Source organism: Micromonospora sp. NPDC047738 (genome assembly GCF_040642675.1).
Taxonomy (GTDB): domain Bacteria; phylum Actinomycetota; class Actinomycetes; order Mycobacteriales; family Micromonosporaceae; genus Micromonospora.
Genome location: NZ_JBEYSO010000009.1, coordinates 209,306 through 227,487, shown reverse-complemented (window position 1 = coordinate 227,487; position 18,182 = coordinate 209,306). Strand labels below are relative to the sequence as shown.

Here is an 18,182-nt window from a genome sequence, read left to right as displayed (position 1 = left end):
ACCATGTCCACAACCACCAGCACACCACCCGGCATCGGCCGCGACGACCTGACCCGGCTGGCCGAGCACTGGGACGAACCCCGCTCGCTGCGCGCCTGGCTCACCACTGTGGACCACAAGAAGATCGGCCGACGGTACCTGGTCACCGCCGCGTTCTTCTTCGTCCTCGCCGGGCTCAGCGCCCTGCTGATGCGCACCCAGCTCGCCCGGCCCGAGTCCGGCGTGCTGTCGCCGCAGGAGTACAACCAGCTCTTCACCATGCACGGCACGGCGATGATCTTCCTGTTCGCCACGCCGATGCTGTTCGGCTTCGGCAACTTCCTCGTCCCGCTGATGATCGGCTCCCGGGACATGGCGTTCCCCAGGTTGAACGCCTTCGGCTACTGGGCGTTCCTCTTCGCCGGGCTGTTCATGTGGGCGAGCCTGCCGTTCGGGGCGGCGCCGAACAACGGCTGGTTCGCCTACGCGCCGCTCAACCAGGAACAGCACAACCCCGGCCTGCACATGGACGTCTACGCGCTGGGCCTGCTCTTCCTCGGCATCTCCACCACCTCGGGCGCGATCAACTTCATCGTCACCGCGCTCAAGCTGCGCGCGCCGGGGATGTCGCTCAACCGGGTGCCGTTGTTCGTCTGGGCGATCGTGGCCACCGCCTTCATGGTGGTCTTCGCCCTGCCCGCGCTGAACACGGACAACGCGCTGCTCTTCCTCGACCGCCGGTTCGACACCCACTTCTTCGACCCGGGCGGCGGCGGGAACGTGCTGCTCTGGCAGCACCTGTTCTGGATCTTCGGGCACCCCGACGTCTACATCATCGTGATGCCCGGGCTGGGCATCGTCTCCGCCGTGCTCCCCGCGTTCACCCGCCGTGGCGTCGTCGGCTACCCGCTGATCGTGCTGGCGATCGTCGCGATCTCCATCGTCTCGTTCGGGGTCTGGGTGCACCACATGTTCGCCACCGGGCTGCCGCAGTTGTCGTACAGCTTCTTCAGCGCGGCCAGCACCATCATCACCATCCCGTCCGGGATCCAGATCTTCGCCTGGCTGGCCACCATGATGCTCGGCCGGCTGGTGCTGCGGGTCCCGCTGCTGTTCGTCATCGGGTTCATCGTGACCTTCGTGCTCGGCGGCTTCACCGGCGCGATGTTCGCGCTGACCGCCTTCGACCAACAGGTCACCGACTCGTACTTCGTGGTGGCCCACTTCCACTACGTGCTGCTCGGCGGGGCGCTCTTCCCGATACTCGCCGGCATCTACTTCTGGCTCCCCAAGATCACCGGTCGGATGTACCACGAGGGGCTCGGGCGGTGGGCGTTCTGGCTGGTCTTCACCGGCATGCACGTCACGTTCTTCCCCATGCACCTCTACGGCCTGTTCGGCATGCCCCGGCGCGTCTACACCTACCGCAGCGACCTGGGCTGGGATGTGGGGAACCTGATCAGCAGCATCGGGTCGTACGTGCTGGCACTCGGGCTGCTGCTGGTGCTCATCGGCGTGGTGCACGCGATCCGGCGGGGCCGGCCGGCCGGGCCGGACCCGTGGGAGGGCGACAGCCTGGAATGGTCGGCCGCCTCGCCACCCGAGGCGTACAACTTCCCGGTCATTCCCCGCGTGCACAGCCTGCATCCCACCTGGGACGAACGGACCGTGGAGTCGACCACCACGGGCGCGACCAAGGACCGCATCCTCAGCGAGGGCAAGCGCACCCTGTTCACCAGCGAGCTGGACGCGCGCCCCGAGCGCGCGGCGCAGATGCCGGAGCCGTCGTTCAAGCCGCTCGTGCTCGCCGGCGTACTGCTGATCTTCTTCACCGCCCTGCTGCTGGGCGCGTACCCGGTCGCGGTGGCCGCCGTACTGGCGGTGGCGGCGACGATCGCGGCGTGGCTCTGGCCGCCCCGGCGGCCCGACGAGGAAATCGGGATAGCGTCATGACGGACCGGGGCGGGGTGGTGGCCGCGGCCACCGGTGTCGAGGCGCTGACCACGGAGGAGCCGGTCGGCCGGCCGACCGGCTGGTGGGGCATGGTGATGTTCGTGGCCACCGAGGCCACCCTCTTCGCCTGCCTGCTCGGCAGCTACTTCTACCTCCGCTTCCAGCACGGCCCCGTCTGGCCGCCCGACGGCATCGACAAGCCGAAGCTGCTCATCCCGCTGGTGATGACCGGGGTGCTGGTGCCCAGCAGCCTGCCGGTGGTCTGGGCGGAACACGGCATCCGGCGGGGCCAGCGCTGGCGTCTGCGCGCCGGTCTCGCCGCGACCCTGGTGATGGGGCTGTCCTTCATGGCCCTACTGGTCATCGAGTACCAGGACGACCTCCGGCTCTTCACCATGACCACCAACGTCTACGGGTCGCTGTTCTACGTGATCACCGGGTTCCACGGGCTGCACGTGAGCGTCGGGTTGATGATGATCGGGTGGCTGCTCGTCGCCTCCCTGCGCGGCGGCAGCTTCGGGTCCCACCGCCACGAACGGGTCCGCAACGCCGCGATCTACTGGCACTTCGTCGACACGGTGTGGGTCGCCATCCTGTTCACCGTCTACCTTTCCCCGCGCCTGTGATGACCGCGCGACCCGGCCCACACGCCCGCCTGACCGGCGGGCTGCTGCTCTGGTACGGCGTGCTCGGCGGCGCGATCGCCTGGGCGGTGCATCTGATCGCCGCCTGGAGCCTGGACGAACTCGCCTGCGCCGCCAAGTCCGAGCGCATCGCCGGCGTACCGCTCTGGCAGGCCCTCAGCGTCGCCGTGTTCGTCCCGGGCGTGGCCACCCTGGGATCGTTGCTGGTCGCCACCCTGGTGCTGAGGCGTACCGGGCAGGCGCGGGCGGCCGGCGCCCACGACCGGGCCCTCGACCGGTCCCGGATGCTCGCCGTGGTGGGTGTCTGGGCGAACCTGCTGTTCCTGACGATCATCGCGCTCGGCGGCGTCGCCGTGCTGGTGTTCCCGCCATGTCAGGGCTGAGCGGCTACCGGGCCCACGGGCCCGGCCCCGGCGAGGTGACCGACGGCCTGCTGACCATGCTGGTCGTCGCGGGGCTCTGCCTGCTCGCCGCCGGCTACGGCCGGGGCGTGCAGGAGCTGTGGGCGCGCCGTGGCCCCGGCCGGGTCGTGCCGGGCTGGCGGGTGGCTGCGTTCGGCGGTGGGCTGCTGGTGGTGCTGGCGGCCGACCAGGGGCCGGTGCACCGGCTGGCGGAGTCCTCCTTCGCCGGCCACATGGCCCAGCACATGCTGCTCCTGCTGGTGGCCGGCCCGCTGCTCGCGGCGGGCGCGGCCGGGCTGCCGCTGACCGTGGCCGCACCCCGGCCGCTGCGCCGGCTGCTGGCCCGCTGGCGGGCCGCGGGCCCGGTGCGTCGGCTGCGTCGCCCGGCCGGGTACGCCCTGCTGGCCGCCGCGGCGCAGACCCTCGTCCTGTGGTTCTGGCACCTGCCGGGCCCGTACGTCGCCGCGGTGGACCGCCCGGTCCTGCACGCCGCCGAGCACGTGAGCCTGGTGGCGGCGGCCTGGCTGCTGTGGGCGCCGGTGCTCGGCCCGGCGCGCCACCGGGCGCCCGCTCCGGTGTCGCTGCTGCTGCTGGTCGGCACCATGCTGCCCGCGTCCGCCCTCGGCGCGGCCCTCACCTTCGCCCCCGAGCCGGTCTATCCCGCGCGCGTCCTCGGCCCCGACCCGGTCGCCGACCAGCAGCTCGCCGGGCTGTTGATGTGGGCGCCGATGGACGTGGCGGTGCTGGTGGCGACGTTGGCGGTCTTCCTCGCCTGGCTACTGCGGCTGGACCGGGACCGGCCCGACCACCTGGTTGCCGACCGGCCGGGCCGGCACCCGAAGCCGGCGGCGACCGGTGCCGCAACGGAAGGGATGGTGCGATGAGCCGTCGTCTCTGGATGCTGGGCGCCGTGCTGGCGGCGCTGCCGGTCGTCACCGTGGCCGGCTGCGCCTCGGCGCCGCCCCCACCGCCGCCCGAGTCCCGCGTCGGCCGGCCCGACCGGGGTGCGCAGCTCATCGCCCAGTACGGCTGCGGCTCGTGCCACACCATTCCCGGCATCGACCAGGCCGGTGGGCTGGTCGGCCCGCCGCTGACCCGCTTCGGTGCCCGGTCGTACATCGCCGGTGAGCTGCCCAACAACGCCGACAACCTGCAACGGTGGATCACCGACCCGCAGGCCGTCGAACCGGGCACCGCCATGCCGAAGCTGGGCGTCAGCGCGATCGACGCGCAGGACATCGCCGCGTACCTCTACACCCTGGACTGACCGATGCGGCGACCACGAGCGGTGACGCTGCCCACCCCGCACCCCCGCCGGGCCCTCGCGGTCGGGTCCGTCCTGGCGCTGGCCGCGGGACCGGTGGCGCTCGCGCCCGCACCCACCCCGAGCCCGACCGCCACCACCCCCGCCGCCGACCGGGGCACCCAGCTCTACCTGGAGCAGTGCGCGAGCTGCCACGGGCCGCAGGGACAGGGATCGCAGCGGGGCCCGTCCCTGATCGGCGTCGGACCGGCCTCGGTGGACTTCCAGCTCTCCACCGGGCGGATGCCGCTCTCGCAGGAGGTGCCGCAGGCCACCCGCCGCGCACCGGTCTTCTCCGCCGACGACATCTCCGCGCTGGTCGGCCACGTGGCCAGCTTCGGCGGCGGGGGCCCGCAGATTCCCCGGGTCGCGCCCGGCGACGTGGTCTCGGGCCGCGCACTCTTCGCCGCCAACTGCGCGCCCTGCCACGGGGCGGGCGGCTCCGGTGCGGTCCTCACCAACGGCTGGATCGCTCCGCCGCTGTACGAGTCCACGGCCACCCAGGTCGCCGAGGCGGTCCGGGTCGGGCCCGGGCTGATGCCGGCCTTCCCCAGCCAGGTGCTCACCGACCGGCAGGTGAACGACCTGACCAGCTACGTGCAGCGGCTGCGCTCCGAGCGACTGGACCGGGGCGGCAACCCGATCGGCCGGCTGGGACCGCTGGCCGAGGGGCTGGTCGGCTGGGTGGTGGTGCTCGCCCTGCTGGTGGGCGCCGTGCGATGGCTGGGCCGGAGGGCGGGGGAGTGAGCGGCCGGACTCCGTCGAAGAGCGAGCGGGCCGCGAGCCGCCGGATCACCGCCGCGTTCCTGGTGAGCGCCGCCGGGGCGGTCGGCTTCGCGGTCACGTACGGGTTGAACGGCGGTACCCAGTGGGAAGGGGTGTGCCTGGCGGTCGCCTTCGCCGGCCTGGCGGTGGGGCTCGCGGTCTGGTCCCGCCGGTTGGTGCCGGTCGGCGGCTACGTCGAGGAGCACGAGGGCTTCGTTCCGCCCCCCGCCGAGCAGGCAATGACCGCGGCGGTGTTCCGCGCGCCGGAGAGCCCGACGCGTCGGTGGGGGCTGCTCGCGGCGCTCGGCTTCGCGCTGACCGCCCTCGGCGTCGCCGCGCTGTTCCCGCTGCGCTCCCTGCTTCCGTTGGACCGGCAACGCCCGACGCGGTCGCTGAAGGACACCCCGTGGGGGCCGGGTGTCCGGCTGGTCGACGACCAGGGGCGACCGTTGCGGCCGGACGACGTGCCAGCCGACACAATGGTCGCGGTCTTTCCGGAGGGCAGCATCGACGTCGGGGACGCGCCCGCGTTCGCGGTCCGCCTCAACCCGGAGCGCTTCATCCGCCAGCCCGCTGGCGGGCACCTGGGCGGCCTGGTCGTCTGGTCGCTGCTCTGCACCCACGCCGGCTGCCCGGTGCGGCTCTACCTCAAGGGCGCCGGCCGGGTGCTCTGCCCCTGCCACCAGTCCTCGTTCGACCTGCTGGCCGGCGCCCGGCCGATCGCCGGCCCCGCGGCACGGCCCCTGCCGGGGCTGCCGATCGAGGTCGGCCCGGACGGCTTCCTGCGGGCCACCGGCGACTTCACCGCGCCGCCCGGCGCCGGATTCTGGAGCCGACCATGATCATGGGTCCGCTGGCCCGCGCGCTGGACGACCGGCTCCGGCTCTCCCCGATCACCCGCCGGGCGCTGGCGAAGATCTTCCCCGACCACTGGTCGTTCATGCTCGGGGAGATCGCGCTCTACTCGTTCATCGCGCTGATCCTCACCGGCGTCTATCTCACCTTCTTCTTCGACGCCAGCTCCGCCGACCGGGTCTACCAGGGCTCCTACGCCCCGCTGGACGGCGCCACCACCTCCGCCGCGTACGCCTCGACGGTGCGGCTGAGCTGGGACGTCCGGGCCGGACTGCTGATCCGGCAGACCCACCACTGGGCGGCGCTGGCCTTCGTCGCGGCGATCGTGCTGCACCTGTCCCGGATCTTCTTCACCGGGGCGTTCCGGAAGCCGCGCGAACTCAACTGGCTGATCGGCGTGACCATGCTGGCCCTCGCCCTGGCCAACGGCTTCACCGGCTACTCCATGCCCGACGACCTCCTGTCCGGGCTGGGTCTGCGGATCATCACCTCGGTGGTGGAGTCCATCCCCCTGGTGGGGACCTGGCTGGCCGCGCTGGCCCTCGGCGGCGAGTTCCCCTCCGACGAGATGATCCCGCGGATGTTCATCACCCACGTGCTGCTCGTACCGGCGATCCTCGTCGCCCTCGTCTCGCTGCATCTGGGCATCCTGGTGCGGCAGAAGCACAGCCAGTTCCCGGGCCCGGGACGGACCGAGCACAACGTGGTCGGCTCCCGGTTCTGGCCGGGTTACACCCTGCGCACGCTCGCCCTGTTCGCCTGGGTGCTGGCGGTGTTGTTCGCCCTCGGCGGGCTGGTCCAGATCAACCCGGTCTGGCTGTACGGTCCGTTCGCGCCGGCCGAGTCCAGCTCGCCGGCGCAGCCGGACTGGTATGTCGCCTGGGGCGACGGCGCGCTGCGCCTGTTCCCGCCGTGGGAGTTCCGCATCGGCGGGTACCTGGTGCCGGCCCCGTTCTTCCCCGGCGTCGTGCTCGGCGGGCTGAGCTTCGTCGCCCTCTACCTGTGGCCGTTCATCGAACGATGGTGCACCCGCGACCGCCGCCCGCATCAGCTGCTCGACCGGCCCCGGAACCACCCGGTCCGGGTCGGCATCGGCGTGGGCGCACTGACCTTCTACGTGGTCCTCGTGGTGGCCGCGGGCGACGACATCCTCGCCCGGCTGCTCCGGGTGCCGGTCTACGACCTGTTGGCGCTGTTCCGCGTCCTGGTGCTGGTCCTGCCGATCGTGACCGGCGTGCTCGCGTTCCTCATCGCGCGGGCGCTGCACCGGGGCGAGGCCGCCTCCCTCGGGGAACTCACCCGGGCCGACCTGCGCCGGGGGGCCCGCCCCGCGCCGCGGCGCCCGACCGGCGAGGACGAACCCGAGGTCCCCGTCCGCCACCGCCCGGGGGAGCGGATCGAGCTCTGGCCACAGGGTGAGGTGTGGCGGTGGCGCTACCGGAACGAGGCCGGACAGCTGACCCTCACCAACAACCGGGCCGTCACGTCGGAGGAGGAGGCGGTCGAGACCGCCCGGCTGGCCTACCCGGGCGTGGACCGGGTCGTGGTGCCGGGGCCGCCCCCGCCGCCGGCCCGGGCGCTCCGGGTGGCCCTGCGCCGCTGGGGACGCGCGACCGCCGCCGGGTCGCTGCTCGTCGCGGCGCTGCTCGGGCGCAGGCGGGAACGCCGCCGGCGGCGGGGCGGTGACGACGAACCTCCGCCGGCCGAGCAGGCAGACGCCACCTCGGGCGGCGGCGACCCGGCGTGAACCGCGGGCCGGTGGCGGCGGCCGGGTCTGCCGCCGCGGTCGGTCAGTCGCGCCCGCATGCCGCGTCCCGCAGCGCGGTGAGCAGGGCGCGCAGCGCCGGCTGCTCCAGCGAGGTCTCCCGGACCGCCGCGTGGATCCGCCGGACCGGCCGCGGGTTCCGGATCTCCCGGACGGCCACCTCGGGGTGGCGGCTGTCGAGGGCGGTCCGCGGGATCACGCTGACGCCGAGCCCGGCGGCGACGAAACCTTGCGCGGTGGGGTAGTCGTCGCACTCCACCGCGGTCCGCGGATGGAAACCCGCCGCCGCGCAGGCGGCCAGCACCACCTCCCGGCACGGCCCGGCCGGCTCGCTGCTGACCCAGGGCTCCGCGGCGAGATCGGCCAGGTCGACCGCCTCCTTCGCGGCGAGGCGGTGATCGCCGGGCAGGACGGCCAGGTACGGATCGTCGAGCAGGTGGACGAGGTGGACGCCGTCGCGGAGCGGCGCGCCCGTGCGGACGAGGATGGCCAGATCCGCGCGGCCCTGCGCCACCTCCGGCAGCGGGTCAGGGTCGATCAGCTTCAACTCGACGCGTACGTCCGGATGGTGGTGGCGGAACCGCGCCAGCGCGGGCGGGATCAGGGCGGCGCCGGCGGTGGCGAAGTAGCGCACCGTCAGTAGCCCGGTGCGGCCGGCCCGGAGCTCCGCCAGCGCGGTCTCCGCGTCGGCGATGCTCCGGCCGATGATGCCGGTGTGCTCGGTGAGCAGCCGGCCGGCCGCGGTGGGGCGTACGCCCCGGCCGATCCGCTCCAGCAGCCGGACGCCGGTCTGCCGCTCCAGCGCGGCGATCTGCTGGCTGACCGCCGACGGGGTGTAACCGAGATGGGTCGCGGCCGCGGTGACCGAGCCGCTGGTCACGACCGCGCGGAGGACCTGGAGGCGACGCACGTCAAGCATGTAGCAGAGCTTAACGGTCAGGTAGAAACGTTCACTTGTCCTGCTGATCCGGTCGGGGCACCGTGGAGCCGGCACGACGCGACGACACCCCTCGACGGGAGAGCCATGATCAGCGGCGGCGCACGGAACCTGCTCCGGATGGGCGTACTGGCCCTGTTGTGGGGCTCCACCTTCCTGTGGATCACCGTGGCCCTGGACGGGTTCACACCCGCCCAGGTGACCTTCGTCCGGTGCGCCCTGGGCGCCGCGGCACTCCTGCTGGCGTGCCGGCTGGCCGGCCACCGCCTGCCCACGGACCCGTCGATCTGGCGGCACCTGGCCGTGGCGGCCTTCCTCTGCAACGCCCTGCCGTTCGCGCTGTTCAGCCTCGGCCAGCGGACCGTCGACTCGGGAACCGCCGGGGTGCTGAACGCCACCACGCCGCTCTGGTCGCTGCTGCTGGGCCTCGCGATCGGCGCGGAGCGCGACCTGCGTCCGATCCGCCTCGGCGGCCTCCTGCTCGGCTTCGCCGGAGTCGTGACCATCTTCGCTCCGTGGCGCCACGGGGGTCTGGTCAGCTGGAACGCCCTGGCCATCCTCGGCGCGGCCGTCAGCTACGCCGCCGCCTTCGCCTACCTGGGGCGGACCCTGGTCGGCCGAGGCGTACCGACGATCGTGCTGTCCAGCGCCCAACTGCTCGTCGCGACCGGCTGGAGCGCCCTGTTCCTGCCCGTCGGTGGCCTCGACGCGCCGCGGGTGACCGTGGCGTCGGTCGGCGCCCTCGTCGTCCTCGCCCTCGGCTGCACGGCGGTCACCTTCCACCTCACCTACAAGATCATCACCCACGAGGGCGCCACCAACGCCGCCAGCGTCGGCTATCTCCTGCCGGTCGTCTCGGTGACGTTGGGCGCGCTCCTGCTCGACGAGCCGGTCACCATCCGGATGACCGTCGGCATGGTCGTCGTCCTGCTCGGCGTCGGCCTGACCCGGTGGCCGCCACGGGCGCCGGAGGCAGCGCCCGCCGCCGAGGTGGGCCATTCGCCGGCCGGCCGGCCGGTCGCGGACCCGGCGAACGCCGGGCCTGCCGCGGCGGCGGGCACCCGAGCCGGTTGAGCGGATCCTCCGCGCACCCACCGGTGTGCCACCGCCTGCGGCCCGCCCACTCACGCCGGTCGGATGAGGCACATTCCGCCCGGCGCGGGACCGTCCATGGCGGCCAACGCGTCGGGCACCTCGGCGAGGCCGATGGTGTGGGTGACCAGCTCGGCGGGGCGCAGCACGCCCGCGGTGACCAGCCGGAGCAGCTCCGGGTAGGCGTGGGCGGCCATGCCGTGGCTGCCGCGTAGCTCCAGCTCGTACGCGATCACGAGGTCCATCGGCAGAGCGGGACGGCCCTGGGCGGCGGGCAGGAGACCGACCTGCACGTGCCGTCCGCGCCGCCGCAGGCTCTCGATGGAGGCGGCGCAGGTGGCGTGGCTGCCCAGGGCGTCGAGCGACAGGTGGGTCCCACCGCCGGTCGCGTCGCGAACGGCCGCGGCCACCGCGCCGGGGCCGGCGAGGGCACGTCCGTCCAGACAGACGGTGGCACCGCAGCGTCGGGCGAGTCCCAGCGCGCCGGGGGCGATGTCGACGGCCACCACCTGCGCACCGCACGCCGCCGCGATCATCACCGCGGACAGTCCCACGCCGCCGCAGCCGTGCACCGCCACCCACTCGCCCGCGGCGACCCGCCCCTGGCCGACCACCGCCCGGAACGCCGTGGCGAACCGGCAGCCGAGCGCCGCCGCGGCCGGGTAGCCCAGCTCGTCGGGGAGCCGGATCAGGTTGACGTCGGCGTTCCGCACCGCCACGTACTCGGCGAACGAGCCCCAGTGGGTGAAGCCGGGCTGCGTCTGCCGCTCGCACACCTGCTGGTCGCCGGCGAGGCAGGTCGGGCACCGCCCGCACGCGCAGACGAAGGGCACGGTGACCCGGTCGCCGGGTCGCCAGCCGGGTACGCCGGCGCCGACCGCCGTGACGACCCCGGCGTACTCGTGGCCCGGGACGTGCGGCAGGCGGATGTCGGGGTCATGCCCCTGCCACCCGTGCCAGTCGCTGCGGCACAGCCCGGTCGCCTCGACCCGGATCACCGCGCCACCGGGCGGCGGCACCGGATCCGGGACGTCGCGGACCTCGGGTCGGACACCGAACTCGTCGAAGATCACCGCTCGCATGCGCCGCATCCTCACACGCCGTGGACGGGCGGCCAACCGCGGACCGGGGGGCAGCGCCAGGCGGCACCGCGGGAGATGATGGCAGGGTGACGGCCGACGACCACCCGGGCGACATCATCGAGATCGGCGGTCCGGTCCGCGACGACCGCCCCCGGCGCCCCTGGCGGAAGTGGCTGCCGCTGGTGCTCGTCGCCGGCGTCGGGCTGGCCGTCTATGCGCGCACCGGCGCCGACAGCCGGGCGGACCGGCCACCGGCGACCCCGTCGCCGTCCGTGACCAGTGCCGCCGCATCGCCGAGCGGGGCCACCCCCAGGCCGGCCGCCCCAGCGGTCACCGAGCTCGGCCACCCCCTGCTCGGGATCGACGCCGGCTGGCAGCTGTACGGCCGGGGGCCGGAATCGGTGGTCCGCGTCGAGTTCGCCAGCGGCCGGGTGACCACCACCCCCGTGCCGATGCTGCGCAGCACCGGCCCGGTCAACTTCCTGGTCGGCCCCGACCGGGTGGTCGTCCGGCCGTTGGACGCGGTGCCCGGCTACGTGGTGCCGGACGGGGGACCCGCGGCCGAAGCGACCGACGAGTTCAGCCGCAGTGGCGCGGCGCTGCCCGGTCCGGATCCGACCTCGGTGTGGGTGAGTGAGGAGGAGGCCGGGCGGATGCTCCTGGTCCGCTTCGACGGCCGGCGCACCGGGCAGACGCTCGTGCTCCCTCGGAACATGCAGGGCTTCGCCGAGCCGGACGGTGCCGGATACCCGCTGGTCGGCGCGACCGGCGGGGTCTACTCGCTGCGCCCCGACGGGGTCCGCCGGATCACCACCGGCGAGGTGCTCGCCGTCGGCCCGAAACACTGGCTGGCCCGGGAGTGCGACGAGCGCCTGCGCTGCGCCGCGGTCCTGATCGAGCAGCGCACCGGGGCCCGACGCGCGGTGCCGCTGCGGCTGCCGGAGAACGAGGTCAGCCGTGGGCTGATCTCGCCGGACGGGACAAGGGCCGCCATCTGGGTGACCTCGCCGGGCGCATTGCCCCGGGTCCATCTGCTCGACCTGCGCTCCGGCGGGGACGTCCCGGTGGAGCTGGCGGTGGATGCCGGGTTCTTCCCGCAGGGAATGGTCTGGTCGCCGGACAGCCGGTGGCTGTTCGTCGCCGACACGGTCGGCCAGCTGCATGCCGTCGAGGTGGCGAGCGCCCGGCTGCGGGAACTCGGCGTCGGGTTGCCGCAGCTCGACCAGCTTGCGGTGCGGGCCGGATAGCCACCTCCGGCCCGCAGCCCGACGCCTACTGCTGGGAGGCGATCTGGATCAGGTTGCCGCAGGTGTCGTCGAACACGGCGGTGGTCACCGGACCCATGGCGGTCGGCTCCTGGGTGAAGACGACGCCCTTCTCCCGCAGCCGGTCATACTCCTTGTGCACGTCCTCCACGGCGAACGAGGTGTACGGGATGCCGTCGGCGACCAGCGCCGCCTTGAACGGCTTCGCCGCCGGGTGGGCGTCCGGCTCGAGCACCAGCTCGGTGCCGTCCGGCTGGTCGGGCGAGACGACGGTGAGCCAGCTGACCGCGCCCATCGGGATCTCGGTCTTCTTCACGAAGCCCAGCACCTCGGTGTAGAACCGCAGCGCCTTCCGCTGGTCGTCGACGAGCACGCTGGTCAGGTTGATCCTCACGAGGACTCCTTCGTCCGGCGGTTGAGCCACCGCTCGACGATCTGTTCGAGCGGGGCGGGATTGATGGAATGGAACTTGTAACGCCCGTCGCGGCGTGACACCACCAGCCCGGCGGCCTCCAGCAGCTCGAGGTGCTGCGAGATCGCCTGCCGGGAGGAGGTGATCTGGTGCCGCATGGTCAGCCGGGAGCAGATCTCGAACAGCGTCTGGTCGTCGCGTTCGGTCAGCTCGTCGAGGATCTTGCGGCGGGTCGGGTCGGCGATCGCTCTGAACACGTCACCGTCTTTCACCGTGCCGAGTATATGCAAGCAGCCACTTGCCTATCAAGTCGCCGGCCCGGCACGCCCACCGGGCGCACGAGTCAGGAGGGATGGTCCCGGGACGGCTGCGGCCGCCGATCGAGGGGCCTCTGGGGGGCTACCGGTTCATGCGGGAAGTCCCGCCCGCCGCTCCACAGGGCCGGCACGGCGTCGAGGTTGCGGGCCAACGCGTAGCCGATGCTCTCGTAGTTGACCCGCCAACCGCGAAAGTGCGGCCAGGACTCCTCCGCCGAGCGTTCCGTGACGAAGCCGGCCTTCTGTATGTGCGCCACGGCCTCGGCGTACTCCTCGAACGTCAGCTGGAGCGGACCGTCGGGGTCGGGGTCGGAGTCGAACGGGATGCGGACCACCCGGGCGATCTCGCGCAGCGCGGTGAACCCCGACCGCAGCATCAGCCGCGCGGAGGGGACGACCGCCGCGGACGGGGCGAGGGAGATGTGCATGGCGGCGGCGTCCATCACCGCGATCAGGGCGACCACCCAGCCGCGGTACGGGCGCGGCGAGCGGAAGGACAGCAGCACCGGGTAGTTGCTGTGCGTCTCGCCGATGTCGGCGGCCAGCCGCTCCCAGTCCTCGTACAGGCCGCGCAGCTCGTCGACGGTGCCGACGAGGGCCTGCCGGGCCAGCAGCTCGGGTCCCCAGGCGGGCTGCGAGGCGCGGGCCTGGAGCAGGGTGACCTCCTGCTCCCGGCGGTTGAACGCGCCGTACAACGTCGGCAGGTAGGCGATCTGCAGCGCGATGACCACCGGTCCGCTCGCCGCGGCGATGAAGTCCAGCGGGTTGAGCGTGGACCGTTTGCCGGAGGCGAAGCCGAGGGTGAACAGACTGGATCCGGCCTCCCGGAACGAGTCCGGCCACGAGATCCCGGACACCGCGTGCATGAGCAGCCCGTACGCGACCAGCAGCCCGGCCAGCCAGGACCACAGCATCGCGATCAGCACCGCCGGCGCGAGCCAGGCGAGGAACCGGTCGCGCACCTCGTAGCTGTGGAAGGGGGCCGACGCACGGCGCAGCACCCATCGCATCGACCGCCACAGCACCCGCACCAACGCGGACCCCAACCCGCGGGGCACCACCAGACTGCCCAGGATGCTGCTCGCGACGAGGACCAGGACGGCCAGCCCGGCGACCCCCGCGAACCACCGCATCAGGTCCATCCGCGCCCCCGTCCGCCCGCAGGCGCGGCGGCACACCGCCGCCAGACGGCCACCGAGCCCACGTCACACCACCGTTCCCGCCTCCGAGCCAGCCGCATGTGGGGTTCAACGCCCGCGCGCACGGCCCGGCTACCGCGGCGCACCGCAGGAATCCGGCCCGGCACCCGTCACGCCCCCGGCACGAGATGGAGTTGCTGGGCGAGGAAGAGCAGGCTGACGGCGGCCACCAACGCGGCGACCGCCCACCCCGCGACCCGCAGACTCAGGTGGATCGGGGTCGCGCCGATCAGCCTGGGGTTTCCGGCGGCCAGGACGAGCAGGACCAGCCCCAACGGGGTGGCGATGCCGCCGATCAGGCTCGCCAGGAACAGCAGCCGGATCGGACCTATCCCGGTGCTGGCCAGGGCTACGCCGGCCACGGTCTGGGCGACGACCACCGCGTAGAACCGGGGCGCCTGGCGGGGAGTGCGGCTCAGCCCCCGCGGCCAGCCGAAGGCGCTGGCGGTGACGTACCCGCCGCTGGCCATGATCACCGGTACTGCGATGATCGCCGAGGCGAGCAGCCCCAACGAGAACAGGACACCGGCCAGCGGCCCCGCCAGGGGACGCAGCGCCTGGGCGGCCTGCTCGGCGGTCTCGACCTGCTGGTGGTGCGCGCCGAGCGTGGCGCCGCTGGCGACCAGGATGCACCAGAAGATCACCGCGGCCAGACCGCCCCCGACCTGCGCGTCGAACTCGCGGAATTTGAGCTGCTCGCGGGCCCGCGGTTCCTCGACCTGTTCCACCGTCTGCCACACGTACATGTAGCTCGTCAGGGTGGTGCCGAGGATCGCCAGCGCCCCCGCGAGGTGGGCCTCGGTGAAGGGGATGGACGGGATCAGACTGCCCCGGGCCACCGCGAGCCAGTCCGGGTGAGCCAGCACCGCCGCCGCGCCGTACGCGAGCAGGCCCAGCATCACCACCTTGAGGACCCGTTCGACCTCGTCGTACTTGCCGAGCAGCAGCAGGGCGAGGACCCCCGCGGCGAAGGCCGGCGCCAGCCAGCGGGACTCCACCCCGACCAGCAGGCCGATCGCCGCCGCCCCGGCGGCGACGTCGGCGGCTATCGTTACGACGTTGACCCCCAGGATCGAGATCAACAACAGGATGCTCAGCGCCCGGCCGTAGCCGTCGCGGACCGCCCGTTGCAGATCCCGCCCCGACAGCACGCCCACCCGGGTGGCGAGCACCTGCACCACCACCAGCGCCGGCATCATCAGCAGGGTCAGCCAGGCCAGCCCGAACATGGTGGTCGCCCCGACCACGACCAACGCCGCCACCGTGGTCGGATCCGTGTCCGCGGCCCCCGACACCAGGCCCGGGCCCAGCGACCGCAACCTGGACCCGGCGGCGGTCGCCGCCGCCCGGCGCGCCCGGCCACCCCGGCCTCGGACACCCCGGCGATCGCCCATCCGTCAAATCTGGCAGCGCGGCGGCGCGCCCGGGCCGAAGTTCGCGAAAGCCCGGGGTCGGTCCGGTGGACGTGGGGCGGTGCGCAACGGGTAAGCGGGTGCCCGCGAGCAGGCGACGGGACGGCGGGTGCCGGTGGAGCACGCGGTATGCGACCCGGCTGCGGACGCGGTGACCCCGCGGCTCAACGGGCCGCGGAGATCAGGGCCAGACCGGTCTCCGGATCCACCCGTTTCGCCAGCTCCGGTGCCACCTCCGAGATGATGACCTCGAGCGTCGGCCACACCCGGCCGCGCAGCAGGTGCCCACCGACCGTACTGCCGTCGGCCCGTCCCAGCACCGCGTGCACGTGCAGGGCGGGCTCGCCGTCCTTGGCGGCGACGTCGCCGAGCAGCGAGAGCACCTCGACCTGCTCCGCGACCGGGATGCGGCGGTAGTCACCGGCGTTCCGGTCGAACCAGCCGACCTCGGCCTCGGCGAACCCGCCCACCGCGGACACCCGGGCGGCGACCAGCCCGTGCTCCCGCAGCGCCGCGCCGATGGTGGTGACCGCCTCCTCCTCCTTGTCGCAGACCACCACCAGCACCCGTCCGGTCTGGTGGCGTACCTCCCGCAGTCTCATTCGCGATCTCCCTGTGCGGACCAACTCCTGGTCTCCGGCCACCCCGAAGGCGCGTGCGCCGCGGCCCGGCCGGCGGAGCTCTCCCTCGAAGCGTAGGCAGCGGGCAGCTCTGGGGTGCGGCAATCGCCGGCGACTCCGGGCTGCCCGTGTGCGCCGTCGCGGGTGGCAGGAACGGCGCGGTCACGGCGTCCCGCACCCGTGAGTGCGCGGCCCCGACGTGCGGTGACGGCAAGGTGGCCCGGCCGGCGGGTCACCGGCCGGGCCACCGCGGCCCGTCGTCAGTAGCAGACCTTCTGACCCTTGTTGATGCCCGTCGGATCGACGACCTCACCGCCCCGTCGACGAGGCGCTGACCAACGTCGCCAAGCATTCCGGCGTCACCAGCGCGGTGCTCCGTCGACCTCGACGGCGACGCGATCCGGGCCAGCTTCGTCGACCACGGCCGTGGGTTCGATCCCGCATCGTGCGCCCCGAACTTCGGGATGGCCCATTCGATCCACGGTCGCCTGGCAGCGGTGCGGGGCACCAGCGTCGTGCACACCCGGCCCGGGCTGGGCACCCAGGTGGACCTGACGGTGCCGCTCGCCGCCACCCGGGAGACCCGCGGCGTCACAGGTTGAGCGGCCCCGGGTCGGCGGCCAGCGCCCGGAATCGCTCCCGCGGGTCGGGCACCAGTCGCCGGGCGGACAGGTCGATCAGCCCACCCACTCCGGTCAGGGTCGCCACCGGGGTGCCGTCGGGGCGGGTGTAGTCCTGGTCGAGGTGGAAGGTCTTGCCCTCGCCCCAACGGAACCCGCAGGACACGTCGACCTCGTCCCCGCCGCGCAGCTCCCGTAGGTAGCGCAGGGTGACCTCCAGGGCGACCGGTCCCACCCCGCTGGCGATGAGCCGATCCTGGGAGATGCCGGCGGCGCGCAGGCACTCCCACCGGGCGTGCTCGGCGTACTGCAGGTAGACGGCCTGGTTCAGGTGGCCCTGGGTGTCGAGTTCGTAGCCGCGGACGGTGATGCGTACCCGGAACGGATCTCCCATGCCCGCGAGCGTAACCGGGTGCGGTGACACCGGCTGTTACGCATCGAACCTCGTCACCGATATCGGGATGAAGCCCCATCTGAGGAGGTCTCATGTCGATCACCCGACTGTTCACCGCTGCCGCCGTGGCCGCGGCGCTCGTGGCCGTCGCCGCCACACCGGTGCAGGCGGCCACCAACGATCCGTTGTCCGAGAAGCAGTGGGGGCTGCGGCAGATCCGCGCCGAGCAGGCCTGGGCGACCAGCACCGGTGCCGGGGTGGTGATCGCGGTGGTGGACACCGGCGTCGACCTCAGCCACCCGGACCTGAGCGCCAAGCTCGTACCCGGTGCCACCTTCGTCGGCTGCGGCCCCACCTCCTGCGGCAACGGCGACTGGCGGGGCCCCAACGGGGCGGCCGACGCCGGCGACGAGCACGGCACCCACGTGGCGGGCATCGCGGCCGCGGCCACCGGCAACGGTATCGGGGTCGCCGGGGTGGCCCCGGATGCGAAGGTCATGCCGATCAAGGTGTTGGAGGCGGGCAGTGGCAGCTTCGCCGACATCGCCGCGGGCATTCGCTACGCGGCCGACCACGGCGCCAAGGTGATCAACCTCAGCCTCGGGGCGCTGCCGGGTTCGCAGGCCCTCACCCTCACCGGGCTCGAGTCCGACGCCACCGCGGCGATCGCCTACGCGCAGACCAAGGGCGTCGCGGTCATCGCCGCCGCCGGCAACGAGACCGCACCGCTGTGCGACACACCGGCCTGGGAGGACGGCGCCCTCTGCGTGACCGCCACCGACCGCAACGAGGTCAAGGCCTGGTACTCCAACCTGGGCGTGAAGACCGACCTGAAGGCGGTGGCCGCTCCGGGCGGCGCCGGCCTCGTCAACTGCGACGACGACGTGTGGTCCAGTGTGCCCGTGGGTGCCGGCGCCAGCGGCTGCGGGCAGGGCGACTACGACGCGTACGCCGGGACGTCGATGGCGACGCCCGCCGTGTCGGGGGTCGCGGCCCTGCTCTTCGCCCAGGGGCGCAGCCTCGCCAACGTGTACTCGGTACTGATGTCCACCGCCCGCACCCCGGTGCTCGGCTTGCGCGGCGTCTACTCGCCGCTGTACGGCTGGGGCATCGTCGACGCCCAGGCTGCCGTGGCCGCGCCGCGCGCCTGACGCCGGCCGCCGACGA

Annotated in this window: 19 protein-coding genes; 11 read left to right on the top strand and 8 right to left on the bottom strand. The window is 73.3% G+C overall.

Going from position 1 to position 18,182, the window contains the following annotated elements; translation table 11 throughout:
• The first annotated feature begins 3 nt into the window (after positions 1-3).
• The 8 genes from ctaD to ABZ783_RS17595 are packed head-to-tail and all read left to right on the top strand — an operon-like array spanning position 4 to position 7,647.
• Complete coding sequence (gene ctaD, locus ABZ783_RS17630; protein ID WP_357439080.1) at positions 4-1,932, top strand: cytochrome c oxidase subunit I; 1,929 nt, start codon at positions 4-6, stop codon at positions 1,930-1,932.
• Positions 1,929-2,558, top strand: a complete 630-nt coding sequence (locus ABZ783_RS17625) for a heme-copper oxidase subunit III (RefSeq protein ID WP_357439077.1) — start codon at positions 1,929-1,931, stop codon at positions 2,556-2,558. Before ctaD ends, ABZ783_RS17625 begins: the two co-directional genes overlap by 4 nt.
• Complete coding sequence (locus ABZ783_RS17620) at positions 2,558-2,959, top strand: hypothetical protein (RefSeq protein WP_357439074.1); 402 nt, start codon at positions 2,558-2,560, stop codon at positions 2,957-2,959. The genes ABZ783_RS17625 and ABZ783_RS17620 overlap by 1 nt, the downstream gene beginning before the upstream one ends.
• Positions 2,947-3,861 carry a cytochrome c oxidase assembly protein gene (locus tag ABZ783_RS17615; protein WP_357439071.1) on the top strand — a complete coding sequence of 305 codons (915 nt, stop codon included), beginning with the start codon at positions 2,947-2,949 and terminating at the stop codon, positions 3,859-3,861. Before ABZ783_RS17620 ends, ABZ783_RS17615 begins: the two co-directional genes overlap by 13 nt.
• The gene (locus tag ABZ783_RS17610) at positions 3,858-4,244 is read left to right on the top strand and encodes a c-type cytochrome (protein ID WP_357439068.1); all 387 of its coding nucleotides are present in this window, start codon (positions 3,858-3,860) and stop codon (positions 4,242-4,244) included. The genes ABZ783_RS17615 and ABZ783_RS17610 overlap by 4 nt, the downstream gene beginning before the upstream one ends.
• A 3-nt stretch (positions 4,245-4,247) precedes the next feature.
• A complete protein-coding gene (locus ABZ783_RS17605) occupies positions 4,248-5,027 on the top strand; it encodes a c-type cytochrome (RefSeq protein WP_357439065.1) in 780 nt (259 codons plus the stop codon).
• Entirely contained in the window at positions 5,024-5,887 is an 864-nt protein-coding gene (locus tag ABZ783_RS17600; RefSeq protein WP_357439063.1) for a Rieske 2Fe-2S domain-containing protein, read from the top strand. Before ABZ783_RS17605 ends, ABZ783_RS17600 begins: the two co-directional genes overlap by 4 nt.
• Positions 5,884-7,647 (top strand): cytochrome bc complex cytochrome b subunit, encoded by a 1,764-nt coding sequence (locus tag ABZ783_RS17595; RefSeq protein ID WP_357439060.1) that lies wholly within the window; start codon positions 5,884-5,886, stop codon positions 7,645-7,647. The genes ABZ783_RS17600 and ABZ783_RS17595 overlap by 4 nt, the downstream gene beginning before the upstream one ends.
• 43 nt (positions 7,648-7,690) lie before the next feature.
• Here the strand turns inward: ABZ783_RS17595 and ABZ783_RS17590 are convergent, their stop codons facing one another.
• Positions 7,691-8,584 (bottom strand): LysR family transcriptional regulator, encoded by an 894-nt coding sequence (locus ABZ783_RS17590; RefSeq protein ID WP_357439058.1) that lies wholly within the window; start codon positions 8,582-8,584, stop codon positions 7,691-7,693.
• A 105-nt stretch (positions 8,585-8,689) separates the two neighbouring features.
• Here ABZ783_RS17590 and ABZ783_RS17585 point away from each other — a divergent pair, with 105 nt between their 5' ends.
• A complete protein-coding gene (locus tag ABZ783_RS17585) occupies positions 8,690-9,676 on the top strand; it encodes a DMT family transporter (protein WP_357439055.1) in 987 nt (328 codons plus the stop codon).
• A 50-nt stretch (positions 9,677-9,726) separates the two neighbouring features.
• Here ABZ783_RS17585 and ABZ783_RS17580 read toward each other — a convergent pair whose 3' ends face one another.
• Entirely contained in the window at positions 9,727-10,776 is a 1,050-nt protein-coding gene (locus ABZ783_RS17580) for a zinc-dependent alcohol dehydrogenase family protein (protein ID WP_357439052.1), read from the bottom strand.
• Positions 10,777-10,862: 86 nt separating this feature from the next.
• Here ABZ783_RS17580 and ABZ783_RS17575 point away from each other — a divergent pair, with 86 nt between their 5' ends.
• A complete protein-coding gene (locus ABZ783_RS17575) occupies positions 10,863-12,023 on the top strand; it encodes a hypothetical protein (RefSeq protein ID WP_357439050.1) in 1,161 nt (386 codons plus the stop codon).
• A 25-nt stretch (positions 12,024-12,048) separates the two neighbouring features.
• Here ABZ783_RS17575 and ABZ783_RS17570 read toward each other — a convergent pair whose 3' ends face one another.
• From ABZ783_RS17570 to ABZ783_RS17545, 6 genes are all read right to left on the bottom strand, one after another.
• Entirely contained in the window at positions 12,049-12,435 is a 387-nt protein-coding gene (locus ABZ783_RS17570; RefSeq protein ID WP_357439048.1) for a VOC family protein, read from the bottom strand.
• The gene (locus tag ABZ783_RS17565; protein ID WP_073835181.1) at positions 12,432-12,725 is read right to left on the bottom strand and encodes a metalloregulator ArsR/SmtB family transcription factor; all 294 of its coding nucleotides are present in this window, start codon (positions 12,723-12,725) and stop codon (positions 12,432-12,434) included. Before ABZ783_RS17565 ends, ABZ783_RS17570 begins: the two co-directional genes overlap by 4 nt.
• Before the next feature lie 71 nt (positions 12,726-12,796).
• Complete coding sequence (locus ABZ783_RS17560; RefSeq protein WP_357439046.1) at positions 12,797-13,912, bottom strand: hypothetical protein; 1,116 nt, start codon at positions 13,910-13,912, stop codon at positions 12,797-12,799.
• 167 nt (positions 13,913-14,079) lie between these two features.
• Positions 14,080-15,363: a divalent metal cation transporter gene (locus tag ABZ783_RS17555; RefSeq protein WP_357439044.1), complete on the bottom strand. Its 1,284-nt coding sequence runs from the start codon at positions 15,361-15,363 to the stop codon at positions 14,080-14,082.
• A gap of 182 nt (positions 15,364-15,545) precedes the next feature.
• Positions 15,546-15,983 (bottom strand): PPC domain-containing DNA-binding protein, encoded by a 438-nt coding sequence (locus ABZ783_RS17550; protein ID WP_357439041.1) that lies wholly within the window; start codon positions 15,981-15,983, stop codon positions 15,546-15,548.
• A 609-nt stretch (positions 15,984-16,592) separates the two neighbouring features.
• Positions 16,593-17,015: an acyl-CoA thioesterase gene (locus tag ABZ783_RS17545; protein WP_357439038.1), complete on the bottom strand. Its 423-nt coding sequence runs from the start codon at positions 17,013-17,015 to the stop codon at positions 16,593-16,595.
• A 92-nt stretch (positions 17,016-17,107) separates the two neighbouring features.
• Here ABZ783_RS17545 and ABZ783_RS17540 point away from each other — a divergent pair, with 92 nt between their 5' ends.
• The gene (locus ABZ783_RS17540) at positions 17,108-18,166 is read left to right on the top strand and encodes a S8 family serine peptidase (protein ID WP_357439035.1); all 1,059 of its coding nucleotides are present in this window, start codon (positions 17,108-17,110) and stop codon (positions 18,164-18,166) included.
• Positions 18,167-18,182 lie beyond the last annotated feature (16 nt).

What these genes read in the sequence shown, in the direction of transcription:
- ABZ783_RS17620 (WP_357439074.1), top strand. Translation starts at nt 2,558, where the DNA reads ATGACCGCGCGACCCGGCCCACACGCCCGCCTGACCGGCGGGCTGCTG.
- ABZ783_RS17615 (WP_357439071.1), top strand. Translation starts at nt 2,947, where the DNA reads ATGTCAGGGCTGAGCGGCTACCGGGCCCACGGGCCCGGCCCCGGCGAG.
- ABZ783_RS17545 (WP_357439038.1), bottom strand. Translation starts at nt 17,015, where the DNA reads ATGGGAGATCCGTTCCGGGTACGCATCACCGTCCGCGGCTACGAACTC.
- ctaD (WP_357439080.1), top strand. Translation starts at nt 4, where the DNA reads ATGTCCACAACCACCAGCACACCACCCGGCATCGGCCGCGACGACCTG.
- ABZ783_RS17610 (WP_357439068.1), top strand. Translation starts at nt 3,858, where the DNA reads ATGAGCCGTCGTCTCTGGATGCTGGGCGCCGTGCTGGCGGCGCTGCCG.
- ABZ783_RS17540 (WP_357439035.1), top strand. Translation starts at nt 17,108, where the DNA reads ATGTCGATCACCCGACTGTTCACCGCTGCCGCCGTGGCCGCGGCGCTC.
- ABZ783_RS17605 (WP_357439065.1), top strand. Translation starts at nt 4,248, where the DNA reads ATGCGGCGACCACGAGCGGTGACGCTGCCCACCCCGCACCCCCGCCGG.
- ABZ783_RS17555 (WP_357439044.1), bottom strand. Translation starts at nt 15,363, where the DNA reads ATGGGCGATCGCCGGGGTGTCCGAGGCCGGGGTGGCCGGGCGCGCCGG.
- ABZ783_RS17560 (WP_357439046.1), bottom strand. Translation starts at nt 13,912, where the DNA reads ATGGACCTGATGCGGTGGTTCGCGGGGGTCGCCGGGCTGGCCGTCCTG.
- ABZ783_RS17595 (WP_357439060.1), top strand. Translation starts at nt 5,884, where the DNA reads ATGATCATGGGTCCGCTGGCCCGCGCGCTGGACGACCGGCTCCGGCTC.
- ABZ783_RS17550 (WP_357439041.1), bottom strand. Translation starts at nt 15,983, where the DNA reads ATGAGACTGCGGGAGGTACGCCACCAGACCGGACGGGTGCTGGTGGTG.
- ABZ783_RS17585 (WP_357439055.1), top strand. Translation starts at nt 8,690, where the DNA reads ATGATCAGCGGCGGCGCACGGAACCTGCTCCGGATGGGCGTACTGGCC.
- ABZ783_RS17590 (WP_357439058.1), bottom strand. Translation starts at nt 8,584, where the DNA reads ATGCTTGACGTGCGTCGCCTCCAGGTCCTCCGCGCGGTCGTGACCAGC.
- ABZ783_RS17580 (WP_357439052.1), bottom strand. Translation starts at nt 10,776, where the DNA reads ATGCGAGCGGTGATCTTCGACGAGTTCGGTGTCCGACCCGAGGTCCGC.
- ABZ783_RS17625 (WP_357439077.1), top strand. Translation starts at nt 1,929, where the DNA reads ATGACGGACCGGGGCGGGGTGGTGGCCGCGGCCACCGGTGTCGAGGCG.